Here is a 19739-nt window from a genome sequence, read left to right as displayed (position 1 = left end):
CGCTCGCCAGGGCCGCGCGCATCGACCCCGACAATTCAAAGCGGCAATGCCAGGAGCGACCAAGGGGCACATGGACGCCATCATTCTTCAGATCCTCAACGGTCTCGACAAGGGCGGGGCCTATGCGCTCATCGCCCTCGGCCTGACCCTGATCTTCGGTACGCTCGGGGTGGTCAATTTCGCCCACGGCGCCCTCTTCATGCTCGGCGCCTTCTGCGCCGTCGCCTTCTCCATGGTCCTGTCGATCTCCGAGCGCGTGCGCGACGAGAGCGTGACCTTCTTCGAGGCCTACAAGGAAGTCCCCTATCTGGAGATCTGGTTCGGCGACACCGGCCGCACGATCCTCGACTGGTCGGTCCCCTTGTCGATCCTCGTCGCGATCCCCTTCATGCTGCTCGTCGGCCTGGCGATGGAGCGCGGCCTGATCCGCTTCTTCTACAAGCGCAGCCATGCCGAGCAGATCCTCGTGACCTTCGGCCTTGCCATCGTCCTGCAGGAGATCGTCAAGCACTATTTCGGCGCCAATCCGATCCCGATGACCGCGCCCCCGGCCTTCGCCGGCAGCGCCGACATCGGCCAGTGGTTCGGCATTCCCGGCCTAAGCTATCCGATGTGGCGCATCGTCTACTTCCTGTTCTCGCTGGCCATCATCGGCGCGGTCTTCGCCTTCCTGCAGCTCACCACCTTCGGCATGGTGGTCCGGGCCGGCATGGCGGATCGCGAGACGGTGGGCCTGCTCGGCATCAATATCGGCCGCAAGTTCTCGATCGTCTTCGGCCTCGCCGCCGTCGTCGCCGGGCTGGCGGGCGTCATGTACACACCGATCCTGTCACCCAACTACCATCTGGGCATGGACTTCCTGGTGCTGTCCTTCGTGGTCGTCGTCGTCGGCGGCATGGGGTCGCTCGGCGGCGCCGTGGTCGCCGGCTTCCTGCTCGGCATCCTGCAGTCCTTCTCCTCGATGACCGAGATCAAGGCGATCCTGCCGGGCATCGACCAGATCATCATCTACCTTGTCGCCGTCGTCGTCCTGCTGGTCCGCCCGCGTGGACTGATGGGCCGCAAGGGCGTCATGGAGGCCTGATCGATGAACAGCGCCATCACCTCGACCGACCTCGGCGGCACGCCGCACGAGACCACCCGCAAGACCCGCGACTCGCGGCCGTTCTTCGCGACCACCATGGGCGACTACGCCTTCACCGCGATCTTCGCGGCGGCCGTCCTGACCATGCCGATCTGGCTCGCGCCGATCGGCGCGGGCTACCCGGACATCCTGCAGAAATTCGCGATCTTCGGGATCTTCGCGATCGGCTTCAACATCCTGTTCGGCTTCTCGGGCTATCTGTCCTTCGGCCATGCGGCCTTCCTGGGCACCGGGTCCTACGCCGCGGTCTGGATGTTCAAGCTCCTGTCGATGAACGCGATCTTCGCGATCCCCTTTGCGATCATCGTCGCCGGGCTCCTGGCCCTGGTCATCGGCTTCGTCTGCCTGCGCCGCGCCGGCATCTACTTCTCGATCCTGACGCTCGCCTTCGCGCAGATGTCCTACAACCTCGCCTATTCGGTGCTGACGCCGATCACCAACGGCGAAACCGGACTGCAGATCTCCCGCTCCGATCCGCGGCTGATCGACCGGGCGCTGGGCGAAGTCGGCGCGGGCCTGCCCAAGCCGAACTTCTTCGGCATCGAGCTGCAGGGCTATCCGGGCTTCTATTTCTGCGCGATCCTGCTGGTCCTCGGCTTCTTCCTGGCGCTCAGGATCCGCAACTCGACCTTCGGCATGATGCTGTTCGCCATCAAGTCGAACCAGAACCGCATGGGCTATACCGGCTTTGCCGCCCGCCCCTATCTGCTCACCGCCTTCGTCATCTCGGGCATGTATGCCGGCCTCGCCGGCGGCCTCCTGGCGGTCACCGATCCCCTCGCCGGCGCCGACCGGATGCAGTGGACGGCGTCGGGCGAGGTCGTGCTGATGACCATTCTCGGCGGCGTCGGCACGCTGCTCGGTCCGGTGATTGGCGCGGCCGTGATGAAGTATCTCGAGCAGATCTTCTCGTCCTTCAATGACGGCTTCCTCTATCGCAGCTTCGACTTCCTGCCCGGCTGGGCACAGAACCTGGCGGTCGAGATCACCAGCCCCTTCGTCGGCGAAGGCTGGCACCTGACGCTCGGCCTCCTGTTCATGGTCATCGTCATCTTCCTGCCGGGCGGGATCATGGAGGGGCTGCGCCGCATCGGCGCCCTGTTCCACAAGCCCAAACCGGCTGACGGGTCCACCGGCGACACCGCCGCTGCCCGCGCGAACCACGAATAGAAAGAGCCGGCATGGACATTCTCACCATCAACGGCGTCAGCAAGCGCTTCGGCGGCCTGAAAGCCCTCGACGACGTCAATCTCAGGGTCAAGGAAGGCACGGTCCACGCGATCATCGGGCCGAACGGCGCCGGCAAGTCGACCCTGCTCAACACGCTGGTCGGGCGGATCGTGCCGGACGAAGGCACCGTCGAGTTCAACGGCGCACCGCTGCTCGGGCACAATCCGTACGAGATCAACCAGGCCGGCATCGCGCGGGTGTTCCAGACGCCGGAGACCTTCGCCGAGCTGACGGTCATGGAAAACGTCATGATCCCGGCTTTCGCCCGCAAGGACGGCGCCTTCAAGATCAATCTCTGGGGGCGCGCCAACGACCGGCGTGTCGTGCTGGAGGAGGCCGAGGAGATCCTCGAGGATCTCAACCTGGCCGCCCAGCGCCACCAGCGGGTCGATTCCATGTCCCGCGGCGACAAGCGGCGGCTGGAGCTGGCGATGTGCCTCGTCCAGAGGCCGAAGCTGCTGCTCCTCGACGAGCCGACCGCCGGCATGTCGCGGGCCGACACCAACAACACCGTCGATCTCCTCAAGGCGATCGCCAAGCGCGGCATCACCAAGGTCATCATCGAGCACGACATGCATGTCGTGTTCTCGCTGGCCTCGACCGTCAGCGTGATGGCGCAGGGCACGGTGATCGCCGAAGGCACGCCGGAGGCGATCAAGGCCGATCCGCGCGTGCAGGAAGCCTATCTGGGGGGAGCCCATCTATGAGCGACACGATCGACGCCGTCCGGCCGCATGGTCGCAGCGCCCGGGCCGAGTCCGTCCGGTCCGAGGGCCAGCCCTTCTTCGCCGCCCGCGACCTGCACGCCTATTACGGCGAGAGCTACATCGTGCAGGGCGTCTCCTTCGAGGTGCGGGAGGGCGAGATCGTCGCCCTGCTCGGCCGCAACGGCGCCGGCAAGACCTCGACGCTGCGCACCATCGCGCGGGCCGGTTCGCCGGAGCTGAAGCATGGCGAAATCTGGCTAGACGGCCAGCCGCTGCACACAATGCAGGGCTACGAGGCGGCCCGGCTCGGCGTGCAGCTGGTGCCCGAGGACCGGCGGATCATCGCCGGCCTGACGGTGGAGGAGAACCTCAAGCTCGCGCAGATCGAGCCGCCCATCGGCTGGTCGCTGGAGCGGATCTACGAGCACTTTCCCCGGCTGGCCGAGCGCCGCACCCAGGAAGGCATCACCATGTCCGGCGGCGAGCAGCAGATGCTGGCCGTTGCCCGGGCGCTGGCCCGTGATGTCAAGCTGCTGCTGCTGGACGAGCCTTATGAGGGGCTGGCGCCGGTCATCGTGCAGGAAATCGAGCGCATTCTGGAAGAGATCAAGCAGATCGGCATCACCACGATCCTGGTCGAGCAGAACGCCATCGCCGCGCTGCATCTGGCCGACCGGGCGATCATCCTGGAGATGGGCGAGATCGTCTTCGACGGTACCGCCCAGCAGATCATCGACGACAAGGAAATGCGGCTGCAATATCTCGCCGTCTGACCCGTCGCCTCAAGCCGACAACGAAAAAGCGCCCGGCGGCAACGCCGGGCGCTTTCGGTTTTTGGGCGACGGACGCCGGCGGGATCAGCCGAGCTTGGCTGTCACCGCCTCCACGGCATCGGCGGTGCGCTCCACCACCATGTCGGCCTCTTCGCGGGTCAGGACGAAGGGCGGCGCAAAGCCGAGGATGTCGCCTTCCGGCATGGCCCGGCCGATGACGCCGCGCTCCAGCAGTGCCGCCGCGATCTGCGGTCCGACCTTCAGCGACGGGTCGAAGAACTTGCGGTCATCCTTGTCCTCGACAAACTCCACCGCGGCCATCAGGCCGTCGCCCCGAACCTCGCCGACATGGGCGTGGCCCGCCAGCGCGTCGGCGAGGCCCTTGCGGAAATGCGCGCCGACGGTGCCGGCATTCTCAACGAGGTCGAGCTTGTCGATCAGTTCGAGATTGGCGACGCCGGCGGCCGCACAGAGCGGATGCGCCGAATAGGTCCAACCATGGCCGATCGGGCCCATCTCGTCGGAGCCCCGGACGAGAACGTCCCAGACCTTGTCGGAGATGATGCTGCCCGACAGCGGTGCATAGGCCGAGGTCAGGCCCTTGGCGATGGTGATGATGTCCGGCTTGATGCCGTAATGCTCGGAGCCGAACATCGTGCCGAGACGCCCGAAGCCGGTGACCACCTCGTCGGCGACCAGCAGGATGTCGTATTTTGCCAGCACGGCCTGGATCTTCTCCCAGTAGCCGGCCGGCGGCGGGACAATGCCGCCGGTGCCCAGGATCGGCTCGCCGATGAAGGCGGCGACCGTGTCCGGCCCCTCGGCGAGGATCATCTCCTCCAGCTTGTCGGCGCAATGCTGCGAGAACTGCTCCTCGCTCATCGAGCGGTCTTCGCGGCGGAAATAATACGGCGCCTCGGTGTGCAGGATCGGCGCGCGCGGCAGGTCGAAGGCGTTGTGGAACAGCTTCAGGCCGGTGAGCGAGCCGGTCATCACGCCCGAGCCGTGATAGCCGCGCCAGCGCGAGATGATCTTCTTCTTCTCGGGCCGGCCGAGGATGTTGTTGTAGTACCAGATCAGCTTGATGTTGGTCTCGTTGGCGTCCGATCCCGACAGGCCGAAATAGACCCGGCTCATGTGGTCCGGCGCCCGGTCGATGATCATCTTGGCAAGCTGGATCGACGCCTCGGAGCCGTGACCGACATAGGCGTGGTAATAGGGCAGCTTGTGCGCCTGCGCCGCGATCGCGTCGGCGATCTCGGTCTGGCCGTAGCCGACATTGACGCAATAGAGTCCGGCAAAGGCGTCGAGGCTTTCACGGCCGTTGGTGTCGACGATGGTCGCGCCCTTGCCGCCGGCGATCACCCGGGTCGGCGTCTCCCCGCGGGCATGGCTGCCCATATGGGTCGACGGGTGGAAGAAATGATCGCGGTCGAAGGCGGCGAGTTCGTTGTTCCGGTCGAGCATTATCTGCTCCTTTCCTGACTGTATGCGTCGTGACTGAATGCGGATCTGTCGAAAGCGGCGGTCAGCCGATGTCCTGACAGACATATTTGAGGTCGGTGAAGGCTTCGAGGCCGTGGCGGGCCCCTTCCCGGCCGATGCCCGACTGCTTGACGCCGCCGAAGGGGACCGGCGCGCCGGTGATCTTGACCCGGTTGACGGCGACCATGCCGTATTCGAGCGTCGCGGTCATGCGGGCGATCCGCGCGGCGTCACGCGTCACCAGATAGGCGACGAGGCCGTATTCGGTGTCGTTGGCGCGGGCCAGAACCTCGTCCTCCGCGTCGAAGGGGGTGACGGCGGCGACCGGGCCGAAGGTCTCCTCATGCATGATCAGCGCGTCCTCCGGCACATCGGCCAGTAGCGTCGGCCGGTAGAAGAGCGGCCCAGCGGCATCACGGCCACCGCCGGCGAGGCAGCGGGCGCCGCGGCCGACGGCGTCGTGCACCTGCGCCTCGACCTTGGCGATGGCGCGGGCGTGCATCAGCGGGCCGATCTCCGTGCTGGCATCGAGGCCCGGCCCGACCGCCAGCGCCTCGATCCGCGCCTTGAAAGCGGCCAGGAACGGCTCGTAGATCGAGCGCTCGACATAGATGCGGTTGGCCGCCAGGCAGTCCTGCCCGGAGGTGGCGAACTTGGCGTCCATGGCGATGTCGACGGCCCGGTCGAGATCGCTGTCGGCGAAGATCATCAGCGGCGCGTGGCCGCCGAGTTCCATGATCAGCCGCTTGACCGTCGGCGCGGCCTGCGCCGCGATCAGCCGGCCGATCTCGGTCGAGCCGGTAAAGCTCATGGCCCGCACGCGGCTGTCCTCGCAGAGGCGGCCGACGATCGTCGCGGCATTGCCGGTGACGACGTTAAAGACGCCGGCCGGCATGCCGGCGCGTTCGGCCAGCGCCGCCAGCGCCAGCGCCGAGAACGGGGTTTCCGACGAGGGATGGGCCACCGTCGTGCAGCCGGCGGCGAGCGCCGCGGCGGCCTTGCGGGTCAGCATGGCCGCCGGGAAGTTCCACGGCGTCACCAGACCGACGACGCCCAGCGGCACCCGGGAAAGCGTCATCTGGGCGTTCGGCAGATGGCTGGTCAGCCCCTCGACAGCGATGCGCCGCGTCTCCTCGGCATAATAGTCGACGAAGGACGCGGCATAGTCGATCTCGCCGCGGGATTCGGCCAGGGGCTTGCCCTGCTCCAGCGTCATCAGGAGCGCCAGATCCTCACGCGACGCAAGGATCAGATCATGCCAGCGCTTGAGGATCCGCGCCCGCTCCTGCGGCAGCAGGGCGCGCCAGGCCGGCAGGGCGGCTTCGGCCGCGTCGATCGCCCGGCTGGTATCTTCCGCGGTCAAAGCGGGGATGAACCCGAGGGTCTCGCCGGTGGCAGGATCGGTGACGGCGACGGTCGTTTCGCTGGTGATCCAGCGCCCGCCCAGAAAAGCCGCCTGGACGAACAGCGTCGCGTCGTCCAGCGCGGCCAGAGGGTGAAGGGTGTCGAGATGGCGTATCGCTGCAGACATGGCGCTCTCCTGTTCCGTCAGGAGAACGCTATCGCGTTCGCAGGCGAGACGTCGGCCATAGATCGGCCCGGGAAGCGAATTCTCTCCTGCCGAAGGGCCCTTGCGGCGATGGCTCGTCGCCCGCGCCTCAGCGCGCCGAGTCGGCGATCATCTGGATGGGGATCGGCGCCTTCTTGATCGACGTCATCACCGGATAGCTGAAGTAGCGCTTGACCCCGGAGCCGTTCGACAGAAGCCGGTCGATGATCGCCTGGTAGCTGGCGAGATCGCGGGTGACGAACTTGCAGAGATAGTCGAAGCCGCCGGACACCGAGAAGCACTCGACGATCTCCGGCACGTCGCGGATCGCCGCCTCGAAGGCCGCGAAATCCTCCGTGCGGTGGCTCTCGATCTCCATCATCACGAAGAGAACGGTGAGCGGCCCGTAAGTGCTCTCGGCGATCATCGCGCCGTAGCCCTCGATGATTCCGGCTTCTTCCAGCCGGTTCAGCCGCTCCCAGCAGGGCGTCGGCGACAGGTTCACGCGCTCCGCCAGCGTCGCCTTCGGAATCCGCCCCTCCGACTGGAGGATGGTCAAGATCTTGATATCGCGGTCGTCCAGCTTGATGCGGCCCGGTGGCATGGCGAGTCCTGGTCCGAAGAGGTCGATCCCCTTCAATAGACTGCCGGTTTGGCCGGCGTCCACCGCCGAGTGACGGGTGTCAGCGTACGATCAGGCAATGCTGGGGGGCGAGCGAGGCCACCTTGTGGGACACCGAACCGAGGAGAAAGCCCTCGATGTCGCCATTACCGCGGGCGCCGAGCACGATCAGGTCGCAGTCATGCTGCTTGGCAAAGGTCACGATGGCGCGCGAGGGCTGGCCGCGCTTGGCATAGGCTGTGACCTCCTCGACGCCAGAATCGAGCGCCCGGGCCTTGGCGGCCGCGGCGATTTCGCTGGCGTAGGTCTTGAGGGAATCGTCCGGTCGCTCGGCCGGCTGCTTGACCCGGACCATGGAGAGCGAGGCTTCCAGCGGCGAGTGATGCCGATAGACGCACAAGGTGATCAGGCGCGCGCCAAAGAGCCGGCACATCTCGGATGCCACGTCGAGGGCGCGCGTGGCCATGGGGGAGCCATCCACGGGCACGAGGACCGTCTTGTACATGCATCGCCTCCAGGAGCGGTTCGGATCGTGTCGACAGGCCCCGGCCCTTCGCGGCCTAGCGGAAGGCCAGATCGCGAAGGAACAACGCCAGCGGCGGCCATGCGATGAGCAACGCACTGACCAGGAGCAGGATGAAGATGAACGGCGGCGTACCGCGGATCACCTCGATATAGGGACGTTTGAAGATCGCGATCGCCGTGAAGATATCGCAGCCGAAGGGCGGCGTGGCCGACCCGATCGCAACCTGCAGCGTGATGATCACGCCGACCAGCACCGGGTCAAGCCCGAGACCGGAGACGAGCGGCGAGAAGATCGGCACCAGCACCAGAATGACCACGATCGGGTCGACGAACATGCAGCCGACGAAGAAGGCGATCGAGATCGCGATCAGCACGCCGACCGGCCCGGCTTCGGTCAGGCCGATCGCCCCGAGGAGCATCTGCGGGATCTGCTGGAACGAGATGACCCAGGAGAACGCCGCGCCGGCCGCGACGAGGATGAACACCACCGCGGTGATCAGGCCGGTCGACTTGGCGATGTCGAAGATGTCGCTCAGCTTCAGCGAGCGGAAGATCACCATCTCCAGAAGCAGCGCATAGCCGACGCAGACGGAGGCCGCCTCGGTCGGGCTGAAGATGCCGCCATAGATGCCGCCGACGACGATCAGCGGGAAGCCGAGCGGCCAGATCGCCGCCACCATCGCCTGGCCGCGCTCGCGCCAGGTGGATTTCGGCTCGGTCTCGAGATTGTGCATCCGTGCGTAGATCACGGCGTAGATCGAGAACAGGAACAGGATCAGAAGGCCCGGGCCGACACCGGCGATGAACAGTTCCGAAATCGAGGTACCGGACACGACACCGTAGATGATCATCGCGATCGACGGCGGGATCAGCATGGCGATGTCGGAGGAATTGATGATCAGCGCCAGGGTGAAGCTGTCGCTGTAGCCGGCCTTCAGCATGCGCGGCCGCAACGGACCGCCGACCGCGACCACGGTCGCCTGGGTCGAGCCGGAGACGGCGCCGAACAGGGTGCAGCTCATCGCCGTCGCGACGCCCAGACCACCGCGCATATGGCCGACGAAGCGCATCACCATGTCGATCAGCCGGTCGGCCGAATGGCCCTTGGTGATGATGTCCGCGGCCAGGATGAACATCGGCACGGCGACCAGCGCGGCCGGCCGGATGCCGGCGATCATCTGCTGGACCATGATCTCCGGCCCGATGGGCAGGAAGAAGAAGAACCCCACCAGTGTCGCCATGAGCAGCGGCACCATCATCGGGAACCCCAGAAGCAGGAGAACCACCATGGTCGAAAGCATCGCAGTTGCCATGGATTTCCTCTGGTCAGAGCGCGCGGCGGCGGATGTTTAAGCAGGTCGACGGCGGTGGCGGCGTCAGATCTGAGTTTCGGTGTCTTCGTAGGAATCGACCACGGAGACGGACAGGTAGATTTCCGGCCGGGTCAGATTGGCCAGGGCCGTCAGCACGTACTGGATGCCGGTGATGACGAAGCCGATCGGCAGCCAGACGAGGGTCACGTAGATCGGCAGGCGTAGCACCGGCGAAATCCGGCCGGTGTCGAAGACGCTGACGACGTAGAACCAGGAGAACCAGGCGAGGATGAACATGGTCGCCGCGGTGACCAGCGCGATCACGATCATCAGGGCGCGGCGCGCCGGATCGGGCAGCTCGTCATAGATCGCCGACATGCGGATATGGCGGCCATGGCGCGCGGCGAAGCCGATGCCGGCAAAGGTCACCAGGATGACCAGGAACTGGTTGAGTTCCTGCGAGAAATAGAGGCTGCGCCCGAAGGCGAACCGACCGATGACATTGGCGACCGAATTGACCGCCATCATCAGGATGCCGGCCGTCAGGATGACGGATTCCAGCACCGCGATCGACCGGTCGAGAATCTGGAAGGGCTTGAGAACGCCGGAAAAGCCGCTTTCGGGCGCGTCCGTCTTGTTCGTCGAGGAATCCTCGGAGGGCCTCGGGCCACCCAGACTTTCGGCGGGGGCGTCCGGGTCGGTCGACGGGTCGGGTCGGTTCATCGGCGTTCCATCCTATGGCGCCACACATATGCTGCCGCGCATGATGATAGCGCGGCAGCAGCTTTCGGCGACCGGCGAACGCACCGCCGGCCGGATTCCTGTCGGATCAGCCGCCGCTGCCGACCCGCTCCTGCGAGGCCTTGATGTCGGCCTCGAAGCCGTCGAGCACGGCCTTGCCGCTGTCGCCCGTCATCTCGACGAACTTCTCGCGGACCTGCTCGGCTGCCTTGCGGAACGGCTCGCGCTGCTCGTCGGTCAGGCGCGTCACCGTCATGCTCGGCTTGGCTTCCTGGATCTTGGCGAGCGCCTCGTCCTCGAGACCCTTCTGGTAGTCGATGATGTAGTCGTAGGCGGCATCGGCCGCTTCCGTGACGAGCGCCTTGTCCTCGTCGGACAGGCCGTCATAGAAGCTCTTGTTGGCCGCCACGGCGGTGGTGAAGGTGTTGTGGCCGGTGAAGGTGATATGATCGGTCACCTCGTACATCTTCGTGGATTCCACGAAGAACATCGGGTTCTCCTGGCCCTGGATCATGTTGAGCTGCAGACCCGAGAAGGTCTCACCCCAGGGCAGCGGCGTCGCCGTCGCGCCGAAGGCGTTGTAGGTCTCGACGAGCAGCGGCGTGGTCATCACGCGGAACTTCACGCCCTCCAGATCGGCCGGCGACGTCACCGGCTCCTTGGTCGTCATCACGACCTCGCCTTCCGGGAACATGTCGATCAGGTGCAGGCTCTGCGCCTCATAGAGCTCGGCCAGATCCTCGTTGATCGTCGGCGACGTCTTGTAGAAATCCGCCAGCACGTCCGGGTCTTCCGGCAGCACGTAGGGCATCAGGAAGACCTGCAGCTCGGGGATCAGGCTGCCGGTGAAGCCCGGCGAGGCATCGACGAACTGGATGGCGCCCATCTGGGCCAACTCGGTGGTGTCGGCGGACTCGCCGAGGGTGCCGAACGGGAAGATGGCGACGGTGTGGTCCGAATTCGCCTCGATATGCTCCTTGAACTTCGTGGCGTAGACGCCCTGAACCTCTTCCAGCGCTTCCTCGATGGCGTATTTCCACTCGGCGGCGAAAGCCGGGCCGGCCAGAAGGGTCAGCGCGGTCGTGGCTGCCAAGGTCTTGGCCACCAGATTGCGGCGGCGCGTCTTCATCGGATTGGTCATTCAACGATCTCCGTTTCTCGGTTCGACGACAGGAGGTCAACAAACCATAGCATTCGAAATCAGCAGGAAAAGCGTAGCCCGCGAAAAATCCGCCGACGGCGCACGATCGGCAATGGAAATCAGGATCATCGCCGGCGAGATCAGTCGATCTCGGATATTTCGCCTGCTCATCACAGGGTTCGATTGCACGAACCGTCGTGAAGCACCGGGCTCCTGCTTGAAGGGAGCCCAAGCCTGCACATCGACGACCGTCAGTCAACGTTCGCATCCTCTGGATCGCCGAAGATCAGCTTCCGAATATTATCGCGCCGTGTCGAGCGAGCGTTCGCCCGAATGCGTTCGGGCCGGCAGCAGAATACACTTCTGGCGCCAGCGAAAAAGGATGGTTCGCCTAATTGCCGGGCATGCCCAAGGCGTGATCATTTGAGCGCTGTAACGTCGGGGAACAAGCGGTTCGCGGGTTGACCGGGGCGAAGGGAAATGCGCCTTTTCGGCTCCGGGTCGCCCGGTCCGGCTTTCACCCTCGGCACCTTGCGCATGCACCGGCGGCGACGGGTTCGCAGAGAGCATCAGGCCATGGCGACAAAACTCTGTTTTCCCTGTTGAAAGTTTCTGCCATGAGCGTCCCGATCACCACCTCGGACCTGCCTCTCGCGCTCGATGAGCGGGCCTGCGAGCGCCGTGTCGGCCTGATTCTTCTGGCGACCGACCAGTCCACCGAGGCCGATTTCACGCGCATGGTCGCCTCCGACACAATCCACGTCTTCGGCACCCGGATCGAGTTCGCCAATCCCACCACGACGGAGAACCTGCGGGCGATGAAGCCGCGCCTCGCCGCCGCGGCCGGCCTGCTCCTGCCGGGCGAGGCCTTCGACGTGATCTGCTTCTCTTGCACCTCCGGCACCGTGCTCATCGGCGACGACGAGATTGCCGCGGCGATCCATGCCTCCAAGCCCGAAGCTGCCGTGGTGACCCCGCCGGCTGCCGCCGCCATGGCCCTGCGCGCCCTCGACGCCCAGAAGATCAGCGTCCTGACGCCCTATGTCGTGCCGGTCGGCGAACTGATGGCGGATTATTTCGTCGATGCCGGCTTCGCGCTGGAAAGCTTCACCTGCCTCGAGATGGAGGATGACGGGGACATGGCCCGGATGTCGCGGGCCAGCCTGGTCGAGGCAGCCGTCGCCGCAACCGCTCCGTCCGCCGAGGCCCTGTTCATCTCCTGCACGGCCCTGCGCTCGGCCGCCGCTGTGCCGGAGATCGAGGCGCGCATCGGCCGGCCGGTCGTCACCAGCAATCTGGCGACGGTCTGGGCGACGCTTGGCCATTGCGGCGCCCTCGCCGCACGACCGGACGCCGGCCGCCTGATGGCGCGGTCCCTGCCCGCCGCCGCGTAACGCCATGGGGATCGTGACGCTCACCGACATCGAAGCTGCGGCCCGCCGGATCGAGGGCCGGATCCGGCGCACGCCGGTCGATCTCTCGCCGAGCCTGTCCGACCGGGCCGGCGTCCCCGTCCATCTGAAGCACGAGCACCGGCAGATCACCGGCGCCTTCAAGCTGCGCGGCGCGACCAACGCCCTGCTGCAGTTGACGCCAGAGCAGCGCGCGAAGGGCGTGACCGCCGCCTCGACCGGCAATCACGGCCGGGCGCTGGCCCATGCGGCGGCCGCCGAGGGCGTTCGCTGCATCGTCTGCATGTCGGCGCTGGTGCCGCGCAACAAGCTCGATGCCATCGCCGCGCTGGGCGCCGAGACCCGGATCGTCGGCCGGTCGCAGGACGAGGCCCAGATCGAGGTCGACCGCCTCGTCGCCGAAGACGGCATGACCAATGTGCCGCCCTTCGATCATCCGGCCATCGTCGCCGGCCAGGGCACGATCGGGCTGGAAATCGTCGCCGACCTGCCGGACGTCGAGACGGTGCTGGTGCCGCTGTCGGGCGGCGGCCTCGTCGCGGGCATTGCCGCGGCGGTGAAGGGCCTGCGCCCGGATGTGCGGGTGATCGCCATCTCCATGCGCCGCGGCGCCGCCATGCAGGCGAGCCTCGCCGCCGGCCATCCGGTCGAGGTCGAGGAACTGCCGACCATCGCCGATTCCCTCGGCGGCGGCATCGGCCTCGGCAACGCATGGACCTTCGAGGCCGTGCGCAGCCTCGTCGACGAGGTGGTGCTGCTCGACGAGGCGGAGATCGCCGCCGGCATCCGCCACGCCTATGCCGAAGAGCGCGAGATCGTCGAGGGCGGCGCCGCCGTCGGCATCGCGGCGCTTCTGGCCGGCAAGGTGCAGCCGAACGGGCCGACGCTGGCGCTTCTGTCGGGCCGCAACATCGACATGCAGTTGCATCGCGCCATCCTCAATGGGGCGAACACGCTGGAGGAGGCTGCCTGATGCCACAGATGCGCATCCTCACCGAAACCGATCTGCGCCGGCTGGTGCCGCTCGATCTGGAGGCCATCGCCGCCGTCGAGGGCGCCTTCGAGGCGCTGGCGACCAAGGCGGTGGCGATGCCGCCGATCCTGCGGCTCGACATTCCCGAGCATCACGGCGAGGTCGACGTGAAGACCGCCTATGTGCCGGGCCTTTCGGGCTTTGCCGTCAAGATCAGCCCGGGCTTCTTCGACAATCCGAAGCTGGGCCTGCCGAGCGTCAACGGCATGATGGTGCTGCTGTCCTCCACCACCGGGCTGGTGGAGGCGCTGCTGCTCGACAACGGCTATCTGACCGACGTGCGCACGGCCGCCGCCGGTGCGGTCGCCGCCCGGCATCTCAGCCGGCCGGATTCCAGCATCGCCGCAATCTTCGGCGCCGGCGTCCAGGCGCGGCTGCAACTGAAGGCGCTGACCCTGGTGCGGCCGATCACCGAGGCACGGATCTGGGCCCGCGACGCCGGCAAGGCGGATAGAGCGGCGGCCGAGCTTTCGGCGGAGCTGGGGATCGCGGTCACCGCTGTTGCCGACGGCGAGCGGGCCGTAGCCGGCGCCGACATCGTGGTGACGACGACCCCGTCGGAGACGCCGATCCTGATGGCGGGCTGGCTGGCGCCCGGCCAGCACGTGACCGCCATGGGCTCCGACGCCGAGCACAAGAACGAGCTCGATCCGGCCGCCATCGCAGGCGCCGACCTCTATGTCGCCGACAGCCTGTCCCAGACCCGGCGGCTCGGCGAACTTCACCACGCGATCGCCGCCGGCGCGGTCCCTGCGGATGCGCCCTTCGCGGAACTCGGCGCCATCGTCGCCGGCCGCAATGCGGGCCGTCCCTCGCCCGAGGCGTTGACGATCTGCGATCTGACCGGCACCGGCGTCCAGGACACCGCGATCGCCACACTGGCCAGCGACCGCGCCGTCGCGGCCTCTGCCGGCACAACCTTTACCAGCTGACCCCTCCGACCACAGGTGCACCCATGCGTGAGCCGCGATTCAAGTTTACCCGACCGGAATATGCCGAGCGGCTGGAGAAGACCCGGGCGGCCATGGCCGAGAAGGATATCGAACTCCTGTTCGTGTCGGACCCGTCGAACATGGCGTGGCTGACCGGCTATGACGGCTGGTCCTTCTACGTCCACCAGGGCGTGCTGGTACCGCCGGAGGGCGACCCGGTCTGGTTCGGCCGGTCGCAGGACGCCAATGGCGCGCGGCGCACCGCCTATATCGGCAACGACAACATCGTCGGCTATGCCGACCACTACGTGCAGTCGTCCGAGCGCCACCCGATGGATTTCCTCGCCACGGTGATCAAGGATCGCGGCTGGGCGAACCTCTCGATCGGCGTCGAGATGGACAATTACTGGTTCTCCGCCGCCGCCTTCCTGTCGATGCAGACCTATCTGACCGAGGCGCGCTTCGTCGACGCGACCGGCCTTGTCAACTGGCAGCGGGCGGTCAAGAGCACGCAGGAACTGGAATATATGCGCATCGCCGGGCGCATCGTCGGCGCCATGCACAAGCGCATCCTGGAGAAGGCCGAGCCGGGCATCCGCAAATGCGATCTCGTCGCCGAGATCTGGGACGTCGGCACCCGCGGTGTTGACGGCTATGGCGGCGACTACCCGGCCATCGTGCCGCTGCTGCCCTCGGGCCTCGACGCCTCGGCGCCGCACCTGACCTGGGACAATCTGCCGATGGAGCGCGGCGAAGGCACCTTCTTCGAGGTCGCCGGCTGCTACAACCGCTATCACTGCCCGCTGTCGCGGACGATCTTCCTCGGCAAGCCGCCCCAGAGCTTCCTCGACGCCGAGAAGGCGACGCTGGAGGGCATGGAGGCGGGCCTCGAGGCGGCCAAGCCCGGCAACACCTGCGAGGATCTGGCCAATGCCTTCTTCGCGGTGCTCAAGACCTACGGCATCATCAAGGACAACCGCGCCGGCTATCCGATCGGCCTGTCCTATCCGCCGGACTGGGGCGAGCGGACCATGAGCCTGCGGCCCGGCGACCGCACCGAGCTGAAGCCCGGCATGACGTTCCACTTCATGACCGGCATCTGGCAGGAGGACATGGGCATCGAGATCACCGAGTCGATTGCCATCACCGAGACCGGCTACGAGCTTCTGGCCGACGTGCCGCGCCAGCTCTTCGTGAAGGACTGAGCCATGCGGCAGGACAATCTGGCGCCCTCGCCGCTGGTGGCGACGGTCGATTTCCAGGCCGACGGCATCCAGCACGGCTTCCTGCGGATGCCCTACAGCCGCGACGATTCGGCCTGGGGCTCGGTGCTGATCCCGATCACCGTCGCCAGGAATGGCGACGGCCCGACGGCGCTCCTGACCGGCGGCAATCACGGCGACGAATATGAGGGGCCGATCGCGCTCTTCGACCTCGCGCAGCGGCTGACCATGGAGGAAATTACCGGCAGGGTCATCATCCTGCCGGCGATGAACTATCCGGCTTTTCGCGCCGGCACGCGGACCTCGCCGATCGACAAGGGCAATCTGAACCGGCTGTTTCCCGGCTCCCCCGTCGGCACGCCGAGCCAGAAGATCGCCGACTACGTCACCCGCTACCTGCTGCCGATGGCGCATGTCGTGCTCGACTTCCATTCCGGCGGCAAGACGCTGGACTTCCTGCCCTTCGCCGCCGCCCATGCGTTGGACGACAGCCGTCAGGAAGAGGAGTGCATCGCCGCCGTCGCCGCCTTCGGCGCACCCTGGTCGGTGAAGATGCGCGAGATCGATGCGGTCGGCATGTTCGACACCACGGTCGAACAGCTCGGCAAGGTGTTCGTGACGACCGAACTCGGCGGCGGCGGCACGGCGACGGCCCAAAGCGCCGGCATCGCCAAGCGCGGCACCGCCAATCTCCTGCGCCATGCCGGCATCCTGTCGGGCGCGGTCGAGGAACGGCCGACCCGCTGGCTCGACATGCCGTCGGACGATTGCTTCACCTTCTCGGAGATCGACGGGATGATGGAGCCGCTGGTGGATCTGGGTGACGCGGTCCGCAAGGGCCAGCCCATCGGGCGGGCCTGGCCGATCGACCGCACCGGCGTCGCGCCCTACGAATATACCGCCAAGATGGACGGCATCCTCGCGGCAAGGCACTTCCCCGGCCTCGTCAAGGCGGGCGACTGCATCGCCGTGCTCGGCGTCACCGACTGAGGACGTGCGAGGGTCGAGCGGTCAGCCGACCCAGTCGACCCGCGTCGCGAAGACATAGCCGGCGCCATAGACGGTGCGCACATGGACGGGCTTCTTCGGGTCCTCGTCCAGCTTCTTGCGAAGCCGCGAGACGCGCACGTCGACGCTGCGGTCGAAGGCCTCCTCGCCGCTGGCCGAGAACAGCTCCAGCAGGAAGTCGCGGCTGAGCACCCTGCCCTGCGCTTCCAGGAAGGCACGCAGGAGCTCAGCGTCGGAGCGTGACAGCGGCTGCTCGGCGCCGCCGGGCGCGCGCAGGGTCAGCGAGCCAAAGTCGGCCCGCCAGCCGGCGAATTCGGCAATGTCGGTCCGCGCCGTCGCGCTGGCGCGCAGCGTCGGGGTTGCCTCCCGGTTGCGCGACGTGCGCCGCAGGACGCTGCGGATGCGGGCGGCCAGTTCCAGCGGCTCGACCGGCTTGGTGAGGTAATCGTCGGCGCCGCTTTCCAGCCCCCGCAACCGGTCGTCCAGCGCCCCACGGCCGCTGACGATGACGATCGGCAGGCCGTGCCGGCCGAGTTCGTCCTTCAGAAGCGCGAGGCCGTCGCCGTCGGGCAGGCCAAGATCGACGATGCACAGATCCGGCGGCGCGGCGCCGAGCTGGCGGCGGAAATCGGCGATCCGCTGGAAGGTCGCGACCACGAAGCCCTGCTCGGTCAGCTCGCGCGCGAAGACAGCGGCAAGATCGCGGTCGTCCTCGAGAATGAAGATGCGCTTATGCATCCGTCGTCACCCTCCGGAGACGGCTCGGGTCCGGCATCGTCAGCCCCCCGCCGTGAAGGCGGAGACGATGGCCCGCCGCTCGAACGGTTTCTGCAGGACGCGCACCCGCGGCGAGAGATCGGCCCGTATGCCGTCCTGGCCGAAGCCGGTCATCAGGACGATCCGCTTGCCCGGATGGCGCCGTTCGATCTCGGCGGCGAGGTCGACGCCCGACATGCCGCCCGGCATGGTGATGTCGCTGAGGACGAAGTCGATGCCGTCCACCGCTTCGAGAAGCTGCAACGCCTCGGCCCCGCCGCTCGCCTCGATCAGACGGGCCCCGCAGCCGAGGAGATCGCGGCGCAGCACGGTACGGACCTCCTCGTCGTCGTCGACCAGCAGCACGAAGCGGTCCCTCAGCCCGTCGGAGCAGTCCAGGCCCGCATCGCTTACGGCTGCGGCCTCGTCTTCTGCCGGCACCTCCGCGGCAGGCAGGCGCAGGGTGAATATCGTGCCCTCTCCGGGGGCGGTGTCGAGCGCCACCGTGCCGTGCGAGGCGGTGACGAAGCCCTGCACCATGGTCAGGCCGAGACCGGAGCGTTCGGTGCCGGTCTTGGTGGAGAAGAAGGGTTCGAAGATCTTTCGCCGCGTGGCCTCGTCCATGCCCTTGCCGTCGTCGGCGACGACGATCACGACGGTGCCGCTCGCCGCGTCGTTTTCCGCCGCCACCCGAATACGGCCGCCGGTCAGGCAGGCATCGGCGGCATTGACCACGAGGTTGATCAGGCTGGCTTCGAGCTGGGCGGGATCGACGAAGGCGTGGGGCGTGCCGTCGATCTCCACCGCGATGCAGGTGCCGTCATGCAGCGACGGGCGCACCAGTTCGACGATGGTCCGGATCGTCTCGCCGATATCGACCACGGCGGGCTCCAGCGGCTGGCGACGAGCGACGGCCAGAAGCCGCCGCATCAGGTCGGCGCCACGCCGCGTGGCGCGGATGGCCGGCTCCAGCATCTCCGCCTTCAGGGACGGATCGTCGATCCTGGCCACGAGCGGCGTCAGATTGCCGAGAATGATGGTCAGGAGATTGTTGAAGTCATGGGCGATGCCGGACGAAAGCTGGCCGAGCGTCTCCATCTTCTGGGCCTGCAAGAGCGCCGCCGCGGCCTCCTTCTCCTTGGTGACGTTCACCGTCAGCACGTAGAAGCCGCGCGGCGTGCCGTCGGGGTCGCGGTCGGGCCGAAGAAAGGTGCGCGTGTCGAGAACCCGCCCGTCCGGAAAGGCGATCTCCTGGTCGAAGTCGAGCGCCTCGCCGGTCTTGGCGCGGGCGAAGAACGGGCGTACGCGGGCCATGGTGGCAGCGCTCAGCACCTCGTCATGGCGCAGGCCGGGGATTGCATCGGGTGACAGGCCGTAGGCCCGGGCGAAGCGGCGATTGACGAAACGGAACACCTCGTCCCGGTCGAGATAGGCGATGCCGGCCGGCACCTCGTTGGCGATCAGCCGCAGCCTCTCCTCGCTGCGGCGCAGATCCTCGGTCTGGCGCAGCAGCCGCTGCTCCAGCCGCAATTCGCGCCGGCGCTGGTCGGTGATGTCGGTGTAAACGGTGGCAAAGCCTCCCTCGGGCAGCGGCCAGCCGCTGACCCGGATGACGACGCCGTTGGGCCGCGTGCGCTCCAGCGTGTGCGGCTCGAAGCGACGCGCCGCCGCGACCCGATCGGCAACCATCGCCTCGATGTCGCCATGGCCGTATTCGCCATGGGCCGCGTTGTGGCGCACGATCGTCTCGAAATGCGTGCCCGGCTCGGCCAGCGCCTGCGGCAGGCCGACCAGTTCGACCAGCCGGCTGTTGGCGAAGACCAGCTTCAGATCCGGACCGAACAGCGTGATTCCCTGATCGAGCCGGTCGAGGCCGGCCATCAGCATGGCGAGCGTTCCCGCCTGCCCCCGCTCGGATGCCGCGACGCCCGCGCCCGTCTGTGTCTCTCCCAACGCCGCCGATGCCTCCCTGTCCGGCCACGCGGCAGCCTAGCAAGGCGCAACCGCCATTGCATCGCTTCTGGAAAAACTCTCGCAACAATTGCCTGCCAGCGTGACACAGTGCCCTCGGGAGCGGGCATCGAAACGCGGGTCGCACGGCGCAGCAGCCGGTGCCCCGCGGACAGGTCGGCGGGCAAACGCCGA

The 19739-nt window shown here is 67.0% G+C and carries 18 protein-coding genes; 9 read left to right on the top strand and 9 right to left on the bottom strand.

Going from position 1 to position 19739, the window contains the following annotated elements; genetic code table 11:
• The first annotated feature begins 70 nt into the window (after positions 1 to 70).
• The 4 genes from H536_RS0114220 to H536_RS0114205 all read left to right on the top strand — a co-directional run bounded on the left by H536_RS0114220 (position 71) and on the right by H536_RS0114205 (position 3854).
• Positions 71 to 1084 (top strand): branched-chain amino acid ABC transporter permease, encoded by a 1014-nt coding sequence (locus H536_RS0114220; protein ID WP_024351117.1) that lies wholly within the window; start codon positions 71 to 73, stop codon positions 1082 to 1084.
• 96 nt (positions 1085 to 1180) lie between these two features.
• The gene (locus tag H536_RS0114215; protein WP_035695048.1) at positions 1181 to 2314 is read left to right on the top strand and encodes a branched-chain amino acid ABC transporter permease; all 1134 of its coding nucleotides are present in this window, start codon (positions 1181 to 1183) and stop codon (positions 2312 to 2314) included.
• Positions 2315 to 2325: 11 nt separating this feature from the next.
• Positions 2326 to 3081, top strand: a complete 756-nt coding sequence (locus tag H536_RS0114210) for an ABC transporter ATP-binding protein (protein ID WP_024351115.1) — start codon at positions 2326 to 2328, stop codon at positions 3079 to 3081.
• Positions 3078 to 3854, top strand: coding sequence for an ABC transporter ATP-binding protein (locus H536_RS0114205; RefSeq protein WP_024351114.1), 777 nt, complete (start codon positions 3078 to 3080; stop codon positions 3852 to 3854). Before H536_RS0114210 ends, H536_RS0114205 begins: the two co-directional genes overlap by 4 nt.
• 84 nt (positions 3855 to 3938) lie before the next feature.
• Here H536_RS0114205 and H536_RS0114200 read toward each other — a convergent pair whose 3' ends face one another.
• The 7 genes from H536_RS0114200 to H536_RS0114170 form a co-directional block, all read right to left on the bottom strand.
• A complete protein-coding gene (locus tag H536_RS0114200) occupies positions 3939 to 5321 on the bottom strand; it encodes an aspartate aminotransferase family protein (protein ID WP_024351113.1) in 1383 nt (460 codons plus the stop codon).
• A 61-nt stretch (positions 5322 to 5382) separates the two neighbouring features.
• On the bottom strand, positions 5383 to 6870 hold the full coding sequence (locus tag H536_RS0114195) for an NAD-dependent succinate-semialdehyde dehydrogenase (RefSeq protein ID WP_024351112.1): 1488 nt from the start codon (positions 6868 to 6870) through the stop codon (positions 5383 to 5385).
• Between the two features lie 127 nt (positions 6871 to 6997).
• The gene (locus H536_RS0114190; protein ID WP_024351111.1) at positions 6998 to 7492 is read right to left on the bottom strand and encodes an Lrp/AsnC family transcriptional regulator; all 495 of its coding nucleotides are present in this window, start codon (positions 7490 to 7492) and stop codon (positions 6998 to 7000) included.
• Positions 7493 to 7571: 79 nt separating this feature from the next.
• The gene (locus H536_RS0114185) at positions 7572 to 8015 is read right to left on the bottom strand and encodes a universal stress protein (RefSeq protein WP_024351110.1); all 444 of its coding nucleotides are present in this window, start codon (positions 8013 to 8015) and stop codon (positions 7572 to 7574) included.
• A gap of 55 nt (positions 8016 to 8070) precedes the next feature.
• Positions 8071 to 9348, bottom strand: a complete 1278-nt coding sequence (locus H536_RS0114180) for a TRAP transporter large permease (RefSeq protein WP_024351109.1) — start codon at positions 9346 to 9348, stop codon at positions 8071 to 8073.
• Positions 9349 to 9411: 63 nt separating this feature from the next.
• Positions 9412 to 10071: a TRAP transporter small permease gene (locus tag H536_RS0114175; protein WP_024351108.1), complete on the bottom strand. Its 660-nt coding sequence runs from the start codon at positions 10069 to 10071 to the stop codon at positions 9412 to 9414.
• A gap of 106 nt (positions 10072 to 10177) precedes the next feature.
• Positions 10178 to 11230 (bottom strand): TRAP transporter substrate-binding protein, encoded by a 1053-nt coding sequence (locus H536_RS0114170; RefSeq protein WP_244495440.1) that lies wholly within the window; start codon positions 11228 to 11230, stop codon positions 10178 to 10180.
• A gap of 617 nt (positions 11231 to 11847) precedes the next feature.
• Between H536_RS0114170 and eutA the strand changes: the two genes are divergently transcribed.
• Genes eutA through doeB form a run of 5 tightly spaced genes read left to right on the top strand, consistent with a single transcriptional unit; the run spans position 11848 to position 16820 of the window.
• Positions 11848 to 12624, top strand: coding sequence for an ectoine utilization protein EutA (gene eutA / locus H536_RS0114165; RefSeq protein WP_024351106.1), 777 nt, complete (start codon positions 11848 to 11850; stop codon positions 12622 to 12624).
• Positions 12625 to 12628: 4 nt separating this feature from the next.
• Positions 12629 to 13615, top strand: a complete 987-nt coding sequence (gene eutB, locus H536_RS0114160) for a hydroxyectoine utilization dehydratase EutB (RefSeq protein ID WP_024351105.1) — start codon at positions 12629 to 12631, stop codon at positions 13613 to 13615.
• Positions 13615 to 14607 (top strand): ectoine utilization protein EutC, encoded by a 993-nt coding sequence (gene eutC / locus H536_RS0114155; protein ID WP_024351104.1) that lies wholly within the window; start codon positions 13615 to 13617, stop codon positions 14605 to 14607. The genes eutB and eutC overlap by 1 nt, the downstream gene beginning before the upstream one ends.
• A 23-nt stretch (positions 14608 to 14630) precedes the next feature.
• Entirely contained in the window at positions 14631 to 15812 is a 1182-nt protein-coding gene (gene doeA / locus H536_RS0114150; RefSeq protein WP_024351103.1) for an ectoine hydrolase DoeA, read from the top strand.
• 3 nt (positions 15813 to 15815) lie between these two features.
• Positions 15816 to 16820 carry a N(2)-acetyl-L-2,4-diaminobutanoate deacetylase DoeB gene (doeB, locus tag H536_RS0114145; RefSeq protein ID WP_024351102.1) on the top strand — a complete coding sequence of 335 codons (1005 nt, stop codon included), beginning with the start codon at positions 15816 to 15818 and terminating at the stop codon, positions 16818 to 16820.
• A 21-nt stretch (positions 16821 to 16841) separates the two neighbouring features.
• Here doeB and H536_RS0114140 read toward each other — a convergent pair whose 3' ends face one another.
• Both H536_RS0114140 and H536_RS0114135 read right to left on the bottom strand, forming a co-directional pair.
• The gene (locus H536_RS0114140; protein ID WP_024351101.1) at positions 16842 to 17576 is read right to left on the bottom strand and encodes a response regulator transcription factor; all 735 of its coding nucleotides are present in this window, start codon (positions 17574 to 17576) and stop codon (positions 16842 to 16844) included.
• Positions 17577 to 17615: 39 nt separating this feature from the next.
• The gene (locus H536_RS0114135; RefSeq protein WP_155898497.1) at positions 17616 to 19547 is read right to left on the bottom strand and encodes a hybrid sensor histidine kinase/response regulator; all 1932 of its coding nucleotides are present in this window, start codon (positions 19545 to 19547) and stop codon (positions 17616 to 17618) included.
• Positions 19548 to 19739 lie beyond the last annotated feature (192 nt).

The organism is Aurantimonas coralicida DSM 14790 (genome assembly GCF_000421645.1).
GTDB lineage: Bacteria > Pseudomonadota > Alphaproteobacteria > Rhizobiales > Rhizobiaceae > Aurantimonas > Aurantimonas coralicida.
Note: the sequence above shows the minus strand (reverse complement) of the source record. Positions and strands in the feature narration are given on the sequence as shown.

What these genes read in the sequence shown, in the direction of transcription:
- H536_RS0114220 (WP_024351117.1), top strand. Translation starts at nt 71, where the DNA reads ATGGACGCCATCATTCTTCAGATCCTCAACGGTCTCGACAAGGGCGGG.
- H536_RS0114215 (WP_035695048.1), top strand. Translation starts at nt 1,181, where the DNA reads ATGGGCGACTACGCCTTCACCGCGATCTTCGCGGCGGCCGTCCTGACC.
- H536_RS0114210 (WP_024351115.1), top strand. Translation starts at nt 2,326, where the DNA reads ATGGACATTCTCACCATCAACGGCGTCAGCAAGCGCTTCGGCGGCCTG.
- H536_RS0114205 (WP_024351114.1), top strand. Translation starts at nt 3,078, where the DNA reads ATGAGCGACACGATCGACGCCGTCCGGCCGCATGGTCGCAGCGCCCGG.
- H536_RS0114200 (WP_024351113.1), bottom strand. Translation starts at nt 5,321, where the DNA reads ATGCTCGACCGGAACAACGAACTCGCCGCCTTCGACCGCGATCATTTC.
- H536_RS0114195 (WP_024351112.1), bottom strand. Translation starts at nt 6,870, where the DNA reads ATGTCTGCAGCGATACGCCATCTCGACACCCTTCACCCTCTGGCCGCG.
- H536_RS0114190 (WP_024351111.1), bottom strand. Translation starts at nt 7,492, where the DNA reads ATGCCACCGGGCCGCATCAAGCTGGACGACCGCGATATCAAGATCTTG.
- H536_RS0114185 (WP_024351110.1), bottom strand. Translation starts at nt 8,015, where the DNA reads ATGTACAAGACGGTCCTCGTGCCCGTGGATGGCTCCCCCATGGCCACG.
- H536_RS0114180 (WP_024351109.1), bottom strand. Translation starts at nt 9,348, where the DNA reads ATGGCAACTGCGATGCTTTCGACCATGGTGGTTCTCCTGCTTCTGGGG.
- H536_RS0114175 (WP_024351108.1), bottom strand. Translation starts at nt 10,071, where the DNA reads ATGAACCGACCCGACCCGTCGACCGACCCGGACGCCCCCGCCGAAAGT.
- H536_RS0114170 (WP_244495440.1), bottom strand. Translation starts at nt 11,230, where the DNA reads ATGACCAATCCGATGAAGACGCGCCGCCGCAATCTGGTGGCCAAGACC.
- eutA (WP_024351106.1), top strand. Translation starts at nt 11,848, where the DNA reads ATGAGCGTCCCGATCACCACCTCGGACCTGCCTCTCGCGCTCGATGAG.
- eutB (WP_024351105.1), top strand. Translation starts at nt 12,629, where the DNA reads ATGGGGATCGTGACGCTCACCGACATCGAAGCTGCGGCCCGCCGGATC.
- eutC (WP_024351104.1), top strand. Translation starts at nt 13,615, where the DNA reads ATGCCACAGATGCGCATCCTCACCGAAACCGATCTGCGCCGGCTGGTG.
- doeA (WP_024351103.1), top strand. Translation starts at nt 14,631, where the DNA reads ATGCGTGAGCCGCGATTCAAGTTTACCCGACCGGAATATGCCGAGCGG.
- doeB (WP_024351102.1), top strand. Translation starts at nt 15,816, where the DNA reads ATGCGGCAGGACAATCTGGCGCCCTCGCCGCTGGTGGCGACGGTCGAT.
- H536_RS0114140 (WP_024351101.1), bottom strand. Translation starts at nt 17,576, where the DNA reads ATGCATAAGCGCATCTTCATTCTCGAGGACGACCGCGATCTTGCCGCT.